This is a genomic window from Aliinostoc maniaoense, from assembly GCF_058172895.1.
On sequence record NZ_CP187952.1, the window covers coordinates 847318 to 861011 of the forward strand.

The window sequence follows — 13694 nt, forward strand, 5'->3', positions numbered from 1 at the left end:
TTCAAGCTTAGTGGAGATATTCTCGTGTTTTCAATTAGCGGCAAGAGGTATAAAGTTCAGCGTTTAAACATTCACTGCAATCATGACTATCAAACAGCTTATCGGACTACTAGTTCCATCTGCAATTTTGTTGGGAGCAATGACAACTCCAGCCGCAGCATTTACACTCAAGCCTATTGGTACTTACAGTACAGGTCTGTTTGACGAAGGGGGTGCAGAAATTCCCACCTATGACGCTGAGACTCAAAGACTGTTTGTCGTTAATGGCGGTACTAAGAGTATTGATATTATCAGTATTAGTAACCCCAGTCAGCCTTCACTATTTAAGAGTATTGATATTAGTCTCTATGGTGGTGGGGTGAATAGTGTCGCCTTCAAGAATGGGATACTAGCGGCGGCTGTGCAAGCGGTTGATAGGCAACAGCCAGGTCAAGCGGTATTTTTCAATGCTAATGGTGATTTCTTAAATTCTATTGGAGTCGGTGCATTACCGGATATGCTCACCTTCACACCTGATGGAACTCGTGTGTTAGTGGCGAATGAAGGTGAACCGAATAGTTACAATCGGCCTGATAGTATTGACCCAGAAGGCTCAGTCAGTATTATTAATGTGACTGATATTAATAATTTGAGTGCATCTATTGCTGGCTTCACTGATTTTAATGACAAAAGAAGTGAGCTAATAGCTGCGGGAGTGAGAATATTTGGCCCTAATGCTACCGTTGCTCAAGATTTAGAACCAGAATATATCACCGTTTCTGAAGACTCTACGAAAGCTTGGGTATCGTTGCAAGAAAATAATGCGATCGCATTTCTTGACTTGATTGAAAATAAAATTACCGATATCGTCCCTCTAGGCTTCAAGGATCATAGTTTACCAGGAAACGGTCTAGATGCTAGCGATCGTGATAATACTATCAACATTGCTAATTGGCCTGTTTTGGGGATGTACCAACCTGATGGTATAGCTTCTTACCAAGTTAATGGTAAAACCTATATTGTCACAGCGAATGAAGGTGATGCTCGTGACTATGATGGTTTTAGTGAAGAAGTCAGGGTTGGTAATTCTGCTTATCAACTTGATCTTACAGCTTTCCCTAATGCTGCTACTTTAAAACAAAATGCCAATCTAGGACGCTTAACAGTTACCAATACTCTTGGTGATACTGACGGTGACGGTGATTTTGACAAGATTTACGCTTTTGGTAGCCGCTCTTTTACCATTTGGGAATCGGTTGATAACCCAGCCCCAGGTGAACCTAAACTAAAATTAGTTTATGACAGTGGCGAAGATTTTGAGCAAACAATAGCCAAACTTTTGCCTCAATTTTTTAACTCAGACAATGGAGAAAACAACTTTGATAACCGTAGCGACAATAAAGGCCCAGAACCAGAGGATGTCAAAGTTGCTAAAATTGACGGTCGTTTTTACGCTTTCATAGGTTTAGAGCGTATCGGTGGAGTGATGGTTTATGATATCACCGACCCAGAAAAACCCACTTATGTTACCTACTCAAACAACCGTAATTTCCTAGCTGCACCAGATAGCCTAGCTGTAGGAGATTTAGGACCGGAAGGTTTGCTATTTATTCCTAGTGCAAGTAGTCCTAATCGTCAGTCGTTGTTGGTTGTATCTAATGAAATTAGTGGTACAACTACAATATATGCCGTTGTACCTGAACCTGGAACTATCTTGGGTTTATTGGCAGTTGTGGGAATGGGTATGTTGAAATTAAAGTCTAAAGCTGATTCCTGATAGTTGCGAACTTTAAAACCTGGTTTCTTCAACAAACCAGGTTCTAGCCTAAAAATTAGATCAATCTCTTTTCTAAATATTGACCAATCATCAACTGTTCACCAGCACGGGAAATAATGGTTTGTCTGGTGCGATATTTACTCCCAACTAACTTTAACTCCTCTTCAAAAACTGAACCATTGTACTCTGTCCGCAGACATAGAGTTTTGGGGTTAGGGAAAGCATACTTAGCGGTAATTGGATCAGATGTGGCAAAACCGCGATCGCGGTACAATGTATGTCCTAAAGCTCCAAATAATGTAGATCCTTGCGACTCATTCCGATTTTTGAGGGTATCTCTACTACACCAGTGAACTTCAGCACCACCAACCAACATCACTGCATCAGTTAAATCGTGCATTTGAGCCAGCTTTTGCAATTCATCACATCCTCGCTCTAAAAATCTGATAGTGATGATACTCTCAATTTCCTTAGTAGCTCCATCTGGGAGAGTATAGTAACGCCTTTCTGAGAGCCACTGACCAACTGATTCTCTAAAAAATGCGATGATTTGGGATTCATCAGCAGTGTGTGCAACTTTTAACGCTGATATCACGCGTAATTGTCCTCACCTAAAAGGAATAAAAATTTGGCTTCCTCTATATAATACATTGAGACAAAAGACAATTCTAGTTTAAAATTTTTAATATATTGCCTAAATACCGAAAATCACCAGTGATTTCCGTGGTGTTTTTGTTACTATAAGATGTGTATTTAGAAAATCTAAATATTTGCATTCCAAATAATACTCATAGCAATATATGAATCCGGTTTGATTTCTGAAAAAAATCTCAGGATATCTAGTATATGTAGGGGAGGCAAATTGCAGTGTGGATTTTCCTCTTGCAATCTTGCCGTTGTGTTAGGGGTAAGCCGTAACGCACCTCCGCCAAAGCTTTCCGTGGGTTACGCTGTCGCTAACACACCCTACCTATTGTTTCAAAAATCAAATATCAAGATGCTCATAGACAGTATATTCTGCACTAAGTAGAACGACTTGAAAAAACCAAACTATGTCAAGTAATGTAAAAAAAATTGCATTTAGTTCGTAGTAAGGACTTTAGTCCTCTCATAAGGACTAAAGTCCTTACTACAAACCTTTAATTATTTACACCGTTCTACTTATTGCGAGTTTACTGACTTCAATTGATACCAATGTTATAGTCAAATCAGAGATAAAATATGTTTTATTTGTGCATTAATAATGTATTAGTAAAACCAGTTTTGACATTATTTCGTAAACATAGTAAAGTTTGACACAAAAAACTTTTCCAAGATAATTTGTAGATTATCCAGATTTCTGAGCCAGCAAGATATCCGGCCGTTGATGTGGGGACGAAAAGCTGTTATGTCAAAAACTTGTTTAAACAAGCTAAATAGATAATTTAGAAGCAAAACTACCACAAAAATCGATGAAACAGCAAAGGAAAACGCCGCTTGGGCAGTTAAATTATACATACTGGAATGATATTGTGAAAAATCATCCTCAGAAAGATAGGATTGTCCATTTTCTCTGCCTAGCTTTTGTATTTAGCGTGGGTATATTTACTGCTGGTTGTGGATCTTTACCAAAAGAATCAGCGACAGCACAACCCCAACAACGCACCAGAGGCGGAGGTAATCAAGCGACACCTGTAGATGTAGCCATTGCCAAGATAGAGAGATTACAACCACAAACAGAATATACAGGTACAACCACACCATACCGCACAGTATCACTGCGATCGCAAGCAGAGGGCAGGTTATTATCTTTAAGTTTAGATGTGGGTGACACGGTCAATAAAGGGCAAACCGTTGGTCAATTAGATGACACGATTCTCTCAACCGATTTAAAACAAGCAGAAGCCGAACTAGCCGCCTTGCAGTCAGAAGTAGCCAGAGCTAACACCCAAATCAGTAACGCCAACGCAGAAGTAGAGAGACTGCGGCTAGAGTTAGTGCAAGCCGAAGCTGATGCTAACCGTCAACAGCAATTATTTCAAGAAGGGGCAATTTCTCAACAGCTAGCCGAACAAGCCAGCACCAAAGCCCGCACCGCAGCCCAAGCTCTACAGGCGGCAAAAGAACGAGTCCGTACAGAACAACAAGCCACAGCCGCCGCCAAAGGTCGAGTTTTTGCCCAAAAAGCAGTATTAGCTCAAGCCAAAGAACGCCGCTCTTATACTCGTCTCACATCTCCCATTACTGGCGTAGTCACGGAAAAAGTCACAGAACCCGGAAATCTGCTACAACCAGGGGGCGAAGCTTTGAAAATTGCCGACTTTAGCCGAGTGAAAGTAGTTGTGCAAGTGTCTGAATTAGAATTGAGCCAAATTCAGGTAGGACAATCTGCACAAGTACGCTTAGATGCCTTCCCCCAAGAAAAATTTATTGGTAGAGTCGCCCGCATTTCCCCTACTGCCGATGCCACAGCCCGTTTAATTCCCGTTGAAGTAGTGATTCCCAATAGTAATAACAACATTGGTAGCGGGTTGCTAGCTAGAGTCAGTTTTGCTACCCAAACACCACAGCGAGTAGTGGTATCACAAACCGCCCTCCAAAGCCCAGCCACAGAACAAAGTAGCACAATTTACGTAGTCACAAACTCAGCAGGTAAAACCAAAGTCACAGCCCGCCCTGTTACCCTAGGGGAAAAAGCTGATGGCAAAGTAGAAATTTTATCCGGGTTACAAGCAGGCGATCGCTATGTAGTTCGTAGTGGTAAACCTTTAAAAGATGGCGAAACTGTCCGTCTTTCCATTCTTTCAGAAACACCAGAGGGTAATTCAAACTTCAAAAGACCAAGGTAAAAATTAACTCTTTGAATTTTGAATTTTAAATTGGAGCATCCCCACAAATGCAGCAAGCGAATAACATCCGTGGATTTAGTATCAGTGCCATATCAATTCGCCGACATATTGGCACACTAATGCTAACCTTAGCAGTTATAGTTTTAGGTTTATTTTTCGTTATTAAACTGCCTGTAGATTTATTACCTTCAATTACCTATCCTCGTATTGGTATCCGCATCCAAGCACCCGGTATTTCTCCAGAGGTAGCAATTGATGAAGTCACAAAACCTCTAGAAGAAGCTTTTTCTGCTACTGAAGGTGTCATTCAAGTTTTTTCTCAAACTCGTGAAGGACAAGTCAGCATTGATTTATACTTTGAACCGGGAGGCAACATTGACCAAGCTTTAAACGATGCCACAGCAGCCTTTAATAGAGCTAGAAGTACTTTACCAGATACCATTGAATCTCCCCGCTTATTTAAAGTAGATCCTTCCCAGTTACCTGTTTATGAATTTGCCTTAACTTCCCCATCCTTAACAGGGGTTGATTTGCGGGTATTTGCTGAAGAAGAACTAGCGCGGGAATTGGGTGTAGTCTCTGGAGTCGCTGGGGTAGCAGTATCGGGAGGTTTGCAAGAAGAAATTCGAGTCAACCTAGATTTAGACCGCTTGCAAGCTTTGGGTATAGGTTTAACCGATGTTTTAGATGAATTGAGAAACCGCAACCAAGATATATCCGGTGGTCGAATTTTGGGAGTAAATTCTGAACCACTTACCCGGACTGTTGGACGCTTTAAAAACGCCGACGAAATTAGAAACTTATCTTTTGAAGTGCCTTCCTCATCTGCCAGCAGCCAGTCCTCCCTTCCTCCTCGTCGGGTGTATCTGCGAGACTTTGCCGAAGTTATCGACGGTGCAGAACAACAAAGAATTTTTGTCTCCCTCAACGGTGAACAAGCCGTTAAAGTGAGTATTCAAAAACAGCCAGAGGCTAACACTATTAACGTTGTTGATGCTGTCAAAATCCGTTTAGAACAATTGCAAGCATCTGGTGTCATTCCCGAAGGAACAATTATGACACCCACCTTAGATGAATCTAAATTTATCCGTAATTCTATTGCCAATGTTACAACTTCCGGGTTAATTGGTACAGGATTAGCAGCGATCGCAGTTTTGTTATTTCTCGGTTCGCTACGGCAAACCTTTATTATTGTTGTTGCTATTCCCTTAGCTACCCTAGCCGCAATTATTTTAATGGGGGTATTTGGCTTAACACTCAACGTTTTTAGTTTGGGTGGTTTAGCCTTGGGTGTGGGTATTGTTGTAGACAACTCCATCGTTATGTTAGAAAACATTGCCGAGGGGGTGGGCATGGCTCCCGGTAAAGATAATCAAGGCCGTTTACGTCCACAACAATTAATTGCTCAAGCCGAACAAAGTAGCCGAGAAGTAGAATCAGCCTTAATTGCCTCAACTAGTACCAACTTAGTAGCAGTATTGCCGTTTTTGCTGATTGGCGGTTTGATTGCTTTATTATTTAACGAACTAATTCTTACTATTAGCTTTTCCGTAGCGGCTTCGATTTTGATTGCTGCTACCGTTGTACCAATGCTGACCTCGCGGATGTTAGGCTGGAGAGTTTCTAGTTATTTGAGCGAATTTTGGCTATTAAAGCAATTTAATCGCCGCTTTTTAGCTGCTACTAGAATGTATGGTAGCTTTTTAAAGATGATTTTACGCTGGCGGTTAGTGACAATTGCGATCGCTATTCTCGTTTTTGGTGGTGGTAGTTTATGGATGCTCCCCCAAATTCCTCAAGAAATTCTCCCCCGCATCAACACCGGACAAGCCCGTTTATTCGCTCAATTTCCCCCAGGCACACCCGTCGAAACTAACCGCAAAGTCATGAATGCGGTAGAAGAAATTCTCCGTCAACAACCAGAAACCGAATATGTATTTTCCACCGCCGGGGGTGCATTATTCGGCACTAATACCAGTGCTAACCCTCTACGCGGTAGTAGTGACATCACCCTCAAACCTGGCACAGATATAGATGCTTACATTGAACGAGTCACCCAAGCTGTTAACAAATTAAACTTAGCAGACATTCGCGTCCGCCTATCCCCTGGTCAAGTCAGAGGTTTAATTGTCAATAACTCCCCTGTCCGTAACGCTGATGTTGACATTATTCTTCAGGGTAATAGTTCAGAAACTTTAGAACAGGCTGGTCGTCAAGTTTTAGCAGCCTTAGAAGAACGCGCCACTTTATCTAGATTCCGCCCTGATGCCGATGACAGACAACCAGAAATTCAAATTCGTCCCGACTGGGAACGAGTCGCCACTTTAGGATTAAACACCCAAAACATCGGTAACACAATTCAAACCGCCCTCGAAGGCAGTGTCCCCACCCAATTACAACGGGGCAACCGTTTAATAGATGTGCGGGTGCAATTAAATGAAACATCTCTACAAACACCTTCTCAACTTCAGAGATTACCCTTATTTGTAGATGGCAATCGCCAAGTTCGTTTAAGCGACGTTGCCCAAATTGTCGAAGACCAAGCCCCAGGAGAGATTCAGCGCATCAACCAACGCCAAGTCGCTATTTTTGCAGGTAACTTAGTAGAAGGAGCTAGCCTCAGTGAAGCTTTAGAACAAGTACGAGCAGTAGTCAATAGCCTCGACTTACCAGAAGGTGTCAGCATCTTACCCAGTGCAGCAGCAACATCAAATCAACAACTGCAAAGTTCACTGCAACTTTTAGGGGGATTAGCTACCTTTTTAGTATTTGTCGTCATGGCAGTGCAGTACAATTCCCTCATTGACCCCTTAGCCATTATGTTCACAATTCCCCTAGCCTTGGCTGGCGGCATTTTTGGGCTTTACATGACTAAAACCGCCATTGGTGCAACTGTCATCGTCGGTGCAGTGTTACTGGTGGGGATTGTGGTTAACAATGCTATTATCATGGTCGAATTAGCCAACCAAATCCGGGAACGAGAGCAAATAGACCGCAGAACGGCTATTTTGCTAGCTGCACCCCAAAGGTTACGCCCCATTTTAATGACTACCATTACCACAGTTTTAGGTATGTTCCCCTTAGCCTTGGGAATTGGTGAAGGATCAGAATTTCTGCAACCATTGGGTGTGGTTGTCTTTTCCGGTTTATCCCTAGCTACACTCCTGACATTATTTATTATCCCCTGTTTTTATACTCTCCTTCACGATGTGTTAGGGGGAAATTGGGTGAAGTCAGTTTCTTTATGGCTACGTTTATGGCGGAAAAAGCTAAAACGAGTGTAGGAGTTTAATACATTGGCATTGTCAGGCGATACATTGATATTGTCAGGCAATACATTAACAATGCCGATGAAGCAACTTGTGTGTATACCGTAGATTTATACAAAGGGGAAACAAAACATAGTTTTGATTAAGCCCCATTTTTTTGATCTTCCTTCAGAAATAAACGTTGATTACTCCATTAGAAAGAAGTAATTATGATGTCAAATCTTTAGATTTGATTCAATAATAAGTAGAACGACTTCAAAAACCCAAACTCTCTTAAGTAATGTAAAAATAATAGGATTCAGTTCGTAGTAAGGACTTTAGTCCTTTGTTGAGAACTTTAGTTCTCTCTACAAACCTTAAATTACAACAGATTCGATGTTTATGAAGTACAGCAACTGATTCAAAAAAGTAATGAGTAATCAATAATGAATAATGAGTAAGAGATTTATCTATTACTTACTACTTATTACTTATTACTTATGAATCCTGGTGTACCTCACTTACTTCAAAAGTGCTGTATTCACCCTGTTTTACTTATAGAACTCATATTTGATTTTTGAACAAACGCGTAGAGGAGGTAAATTACAGTGTGGATTTTCCTCCTGCAATATTGCCGTTGTGTTAGCAGCGAGAGTATGACAGTTCCCAAAGCTTTCGGTGCGTTACGCACACCCTACGTATATTGAGATTTTTTGTTAGCAAAAATAACCTAAAAAACTTATTCCTTCTCATCCAGGTAAAACACCATGACCATACAGGAGCAGCTACACCAATGGCATGAACTGGCACAACAATTGCGAGTTGATAGTATTCGCGCCACAACCGTTGCTGGTTCAGGTCATCCTACTTCTTCAATGTCGCCGGCAGATGTGATGGCGGTGTTGTTGTCTAATTATCTCCATTATGACTTTAAGCATCCCCATAACCCCAATAACGATCGCTTTGTTCTTTCCAAAGGACACGCTGCACCGTTGCTTTACTCTATGTATAAAGCAGTTGGGGTAATTAGTGATAGAGAATTGCTATCATTGCGGCAACAGGGAAGTCCCCTAGAAGGGCATCCCACCCCGGTTTTACCTTGGGTTGATGTGGCCACTGGCTCGTTAGGACAGGGATTACCTGTAGGTGTGGGGTTAGCTTTAGCAGGCAAGTATTTAGACCAACTACCCTATAATGTCTGGGTATTATTAGGTGATAGTGAAACCTCTGAAGGTTCGATTTGGGAAGCCTTTGATCATGCGGCACACTATACCTTAGACAATCTCATTGCTATTATTGATGTTAATCGCCTTGGTCAACGGGGTCAGACAGAATTAGGCTGGAATACTCAAGCTTATGCTAATCGGGCTAGGGCTTTTGGTTGGCAAGCCATCGAAATTGATGGTCATGATTTAACTGAAATTGATCAAGCTTTGAGTGCAGCTGTGACGGTTAACGATCGCCCTACAGTCATTATCGCCCGTACTAAGAAAGGTAAAGGTGTCAGTTCTATAGAAGATATAGGCGGTTGGCACGGTAAAGCCTTAAAACCAGAGGCAGAAAAACAAGCCATTGCCGAATTAGGTGGTGAACGGCAAATTAAAATTACAGTCAGAAAACCAGACACAGAAGCACAGCCTGCAACCATCGCTACTGCCCAACCTTTGCAACTTCCTACCTACGACAAAGGTGCAAAGGTAGCCACTCGCCGCGCCTATGGTGATGCGCTCAAAGCTTTAGGTGCGGCACAACCCCAAGTAGTCGCCCTAGACGCAGAGGTGAGCAATTCTACTTACGCTGAAGATTTTGCCGAAGCTTACCCAGAACGATACTTTGAAATGTACATTGCCGAACAGCAAATGGTGGCGGCGGCTGTGGGTTTGCAAGTGCGAAATTACAAACCTTTTGCTTCTAGCTTCGCAGCATTTTTAACTCGTGCCTATGATTTTGTTCGCATGGCGGCTGTCTCCCGTGCCAACATTAGATTAGTCGGTTCTCATGCGGGTGTATCCATTGGTCAAGATGGTGCTTCTCAGATGGGTTTGGAAGATTTAGCCGCATTTCGGGCTGTTTGGAGTAGTACAGTTTTATATCCTAGCGATGGCAATCAGACAGCAAAATTAGTAGAGCAAATGAGCGATCGCAATGGTATAGTTTATCTGCGTACTACACGCCAAAGCACACCAGTCATCTATGGTGCAGATGAAGATTTCCCCATCGGTGGCAGTAAAGTGATTCGCAGTTCTGACCAAGACCAAGCCACGGTAATTGGTGCAGGGATTACTTTACATGAAGCATTAACAGCTTATGACCGCCTCAAAAATGAAGGAATTACAATCCGCGTAATTGATGCTTACTCTGTGAAACCGATTGATGTACAAACCCTGCATCAAGCTGCCCAGGATACCGAGGGTAACTTAGTAGTAGTGGAAGACCATTGGAGTGAAGGGGGATTAGGTGCAGCCGTGCTGGATGCCTTTGCTGGTAGTGGTGACATATGTAGTTATGAGGGGTCACAACTGCAAGTTATTAAGTTAGCAGTGCGTGATTTACCCAGTTCCGGCACACCCGAAGAATTACTTCATGCCGCCAAAATTGACGCTGATGCCATTGTAGAAGCAGTTAAAGCCCAAATTAGACAACCTGTCAGAAAAACTGCGATCGCTACTCCCTCCAGCTTGTAGGTAATTGTCCCGCTTACCCCATTTCTCTAAATCCCGGCTTACATATCATTCTTCCCCTGCCCCCTGCTCCCTGCGGTCTATGTGTAGGTTTATTTTGGAGAATTGGTATTACTCCCTGCTGCCCTGCTTTTTCATTTTCTTAGGACTAAAGTCCTGACTACGAACCTATAACCTACTCCCACAAATTCAGTCGTTAGCCAGAGGGAATCCAGACAAAAGATTTTTACCCTAATGGGTATAGCGATGCTCAATTATTTTATCAGAGTTAATAACTTCCCTTTTGTCAGCCAAAATGGGTGATAAAACCGCACCACTCTGAGAAATTTTAGAGCATAACAATAGATATTGTTTAAAAAAATTAGGAATAGTATATGCCTCTTTATAAACTCGAAGAATTTGACCCCAACTATCGAGAAACTTTCGGCGGTGATGATGTAAAATCCTTAGAACTATATACTGAAGGTGGAGTATTAGTTGGCTCAATTGCTGATGCTTTAGTTGACCAAGAAGGACGGTTTCGTTATCTAGTTGTCTCTACCGATTTAGATGGACTTAATAAAAAAATCTTACTACCAATTGGACTTTCCCACATCAATTATCCTGCCAAACGCGTCTATGTAGATGGATTGAGTAAACAACAAGTAGAACATTTACCCGAATACCACGAAAGCTTGGTAGTAGATGAAAATTATGAACAGCGAGTGCGTCATGTTTTTCGTCCTCAAACTGGTGAATATAGCTCCGAACAAGAAGCTGATTTATATAAGTTAAATGAGCCATATCATCAAACATTTAGACTGTATGAAGAACGTTTAATTGCCAACAAACAACGGGTGAAAACAGGAGAAGTAGCACTTGGTAAACACATTGAAACCGAAACTACAAGAGTTACAGTTCCTGTAAAAAAAGAGCGGATTTTAATTGAACGTGTACCACAAACAGCCGCAGACACGATATTAGATCCTAAAGAAGTTCAATTCCAAGCCGGAGAAGTAGCACGGATAGAACTTTACGAAGAAACACCTGAAATTCGCAAACAAGCTTTTGTGCGTGAAGAAGTCAGAGTCAAAAAAATCATTGAACAAGAAACAGTAGAAGCACAAGATAGCATTCGGCGCGAAGAACTAGATATTGATACAGCAGGAAATACACTGCATAATGCTTGATGAAAGTTTTTGAAAGTCCAGTAGGGTGTGTTAGGCGTAAGCCGTAACGCACCAAATGCCTTAGTGCTAGGTGCTTTTTGCTGGTAAAACCCCCTTGTATGTTGAGAGAAGTAGGAATCTTATAATTAAAGGTTTGTAGTGAGAACTTTAGTTCTCTCCGTTCGCGGAGCGTCCCGCAGGGAACAAACAAGGACTAAAGTCCTTACTACGAACTAGACACCAGTTTTGTAGTCGTTATACTTATAACTTTTGATATTTCTGCACAGCAATAATTCATTCAAATGAAAGATGCAATATCTACCATAAATCTCTAATTTAGTAATTATGAGATAGTTTATAAATTTCTAAGGAAGAAGCAAATGGTACTTTACAAACTAGAAGATTTTGACCCTAATTATCGGGATACATTGCAAGGTGATGATATTAAAGGTCTTGGTGTCTACACAGAAAGAAATAATGAAAAGATTGGCACAGTTAACGATGTTTTAGTAGATGATGATGGTCATTTTCGCTATTTAATTGTTGACCTAGGTTTCTGGATCTTTGGTAAGAAGGTTTTATTACCAGTTGGTCGTACTCGTATTGACAGAGGTACAGACCGAGTTTACGCCATTGGTATGACTAGAGAACAAGCAGAAAACTTACCAGAATTTAATGAGCGTTTAAATTTAGATCATGACTATGAAGAGCAAGTGCGTGGAATATATCGTCATTCCAGCTACACCACCCAACCTTTAGATACATCAGCACCCTTAGAAACCGGAACACCTCTAGAAGCACCATTAGAAACAAGAACCGCTTATACCCGCGATACTTATAAATACGAACAAGAACCTCATTTGTATGGACTTCATGAACCCCATCATGAAACCATGCGATTATATGAGGAGCGGTTAATTGCCAATAAACGTCGTCAGAAAACTGGAGAAGTAACTGTTGGTAAGCACGTTGAAACTGAAACTGCACGGGTTGCTGTTCCTGTAGAAAGGGAACGAGTTGTGGTTGAGCGTGTCACCCCAGAAGATGCGGGTAGAGTTGTTTCCCCCGGTGAAGCTAACTTCCGTGAAGGTGAAGTTGCTCGCGTAGAACTTCATGAAGAAACCCCAGAAATTCGCAAAGAGGCTGTTGTTCGAGAAGAAGTCAGAGTCAAAAAAGTCGTCGAGCAAGAAACAGTGCAAGCCGAAGATACTATCCGCCGTGAAGAGTTAGATGTGAATGCTCCTAACCTTCCAGTTGAGGAGCGTTAATCGTTAGTTAACTCAAGTGAAGTCAGTGCAAGTACAAGTATAGTTTTTGCCAGTTCTATCGGAATCATATTTGATTTTTGAACAGATAAGTAGGGTGTATTAGCCACGAGAGTACGGCATCTTCCCCAAAAACCTTTGGTGCTTTACAGCTTACCCCTAATACACCCTACGTATAATACATATACTGTACTTGTCAGTAATTTTAATCATGATGAATTTACAAATTATAGTTATATGACTGAATATTTAACCTCACAAACACCAGAACATCAAAAAATATCAGACCATACAAATGATGAAGATAAACTTATCCGCTTACTTGAAGAACAGTTAGTAGTTGATACCAAGAAGCAGAAACTTGGTGAAGTAATTGTACGGAAAGTTATTGAAACGAAGATGGTAGAAATTCCTGTCCGCAGGGAAAAATTAATTGTAGAACAAATTACCCCTGACCATAAACAATTAGCAGAAGTTGATTTAAGAAATGGGGAAATAACTGGTGTTGAATTGACGGCAGGCGAAAGATTAGAATTTACTGGTCAATGTAGCGGTTTAAGTGTGAATGGTAGGTTTATATCTCCTAAGATTGCCAGTTTATTATTAAATGCGATCGCTCTAGAACGCAACCACGGTTGTCAGGAAGTTTTAATATCAATTTCTGTAGACAATGAAGCACACCAAAAAAAATATCAAGAGTGGTTCGACCGTTGTTCTCAAGGTCAATTACCAAAACCTGAAAATTGAACAGGGTGTAGACTGTAGGAT

The 13694-nt window shown here is 41.4% G+C and carries 8 protein-coding genes; 7 read left to right on the forward strand and 1 reads right to left on the reverse strand.

From position 1 onward, the window contains the following. Positions 1 to 82 precede the first annotated feature (82 nt). Positions 83 to 1756 (forward strand): choice-of-anchor I family protein, encoded by a 1674-nt coding sequence (locus tag ACPZ3T_RS03785; RefSeq protein ID WP_490273647.1) that lies wholly within the window; start codon positions 83 to 85, stop codon positions 1754 to 1756. 55 nt (positions 1757 to 1811) lie between these two features. On the opposite strand, the gene ACPZ3T_RS03790 is transcribed toward ACPZ3T_RS03785, so the two are convergent. Beyond that, positions 1812 to 2351 (reverse strand): phycobiliprotein lyase, encoded by a 540-nt coding sequence (locus ACPZ3T_RS03790; RefSeq protein WP_490273648.1) that lies wholly within the window; start codon positions 2349 to 2351, stop codon positions 1812 to 1814. An 856-nt stretch (positions 2352 to 3207) separates the two neighbouring features. Here ACPZ3T_RS03790 and ACPZ3T_RS03795 point away from each other — a divergent pair. The 6 genes from ACPZ3T_RS03795 to ACPZ3T_RS03820 all read left to right on the forward strand — a co-directional run bounded on the left by ACPZ3T_RS03795 (position 3208) and on the right by ACPZ3T_RS03820 (position 13673). Continuing rightward, positions 3208 to 4584, forward strand: a complete 1377-nt coding sequence (locus tag ACPZ3T_RS03795) for an efflux RND transporter periplasmic adaptor subunit (RefSeq protein ID WP_490273649.1) — start codon at positions 3208 to 3210, stop codon at positions 4582 to 4584. Positions 4585 to 4631: 47 nt separating this feature from the next. Further along, positions 4632 to 7868: an efflux RND transporter permease subunit gene (locus tag ACPZ3T_RS03800; protein ID WP_490273650.1), complete on the forward strand. Its 3237-nt coding sequence runs from the start codon at positions 4632 to 4634 to the stop codon at positions 7866 to 7868. 731 nt (positions 7869 to 8599) lie between these two features. Beyond that, on the forward strand, positions 8600 to 10516 hold the full coding sequence (locus ACPZ3T_RS03805; protein WP_490273651.1) for a transketolase: 1917 nt from the start codon (positions 8600 to 8602) through the stop codon (positions 10514 to 10516). 371 nt (positions 10517 to 10887) lie between these two features. Beyond that, complete coding sequence (locus ACPZ3T_RS03810; RefSeq protein ID WP_490273652.1) at positions 10888 to 11682, forward strand: DUF2382 domain-containing protein; 795 nt, start codon at positions 10888 to 10890, stop codon at positions 11680 to 11682. A gap of 359 nt (positions 11683 to 12041) precedes the next feature. Beyond that, entirely contained in the window at positions 12042 to 12929 is an 888-nt protein-coding gene (locus ACPZ3T_RS03815) for a PRC and DUF2382 domain-containing protein (protein WP_490273653.1), read from the forward strand. Between the two features lie 234 nt (positions 12930 to 13163). Further along, positions 13164 to 13673, forward strand: coding sequence for a YsnF/AvaK domain-containing protein (locus ACPZ3T_RS03820; protein ID WP_490273654.1), 510 nt, complete (start codon positions 13164 to 13166; stop codon positions 13671 to 13673). Positions 13674 to 13694 lie beyond the last annotated feature (21 nt).

Coding starts and splice junctions, on each gene's coding strand:
- ACPZ3T_RS03785 (WP_490273647.1), top strand. CDS start 83: ATGACTATCAAACAGCTTATCGGACTACTAGTTCCATCTGCAATTTTG.
- ACPZ3T_RS03795 (WP_490273649.1), top strand. CDS start 3,208: ATGAAACAGCAAAGGAAAACGCCGCTTGGGCAGTTAAATTATACATAC.
- ACPZ3T_RS03800 (WP_490273650.1), top strand. CDS start 4,632: ATGCAGCAAGCGAATAACATCCGTGGATTTAGTATCAGTGCCATATCA.
- ACPZ3T_RS03805 (WP_490273651.1), top strand. CDS start 8,600: ATGACCATACAGGAGCAGCTACACCAATGGCATGAACTGGCACAACAA.
- ACPZ3T_RS03810 (WP_490273652.1), top strand. CDS start 10,888: ATGCCTCTTTATAAACTCGAAGAATTTGACCCCAACTATCGAGAAACT.
- ACPZ3T_RS03815 (WP_490273653.1), top strand. CDS start 12,042: ATGGTACTTTACAAACTAGAAGATTTTGACCCTAATTATCGGGATACA.
- ACPZ3T_RS03820 (WP_490273654.1), top strand. CDS start 13,164: ATGACTGAATATTTAACCTCACAAACACCAGAACATCAAAAAATATCA.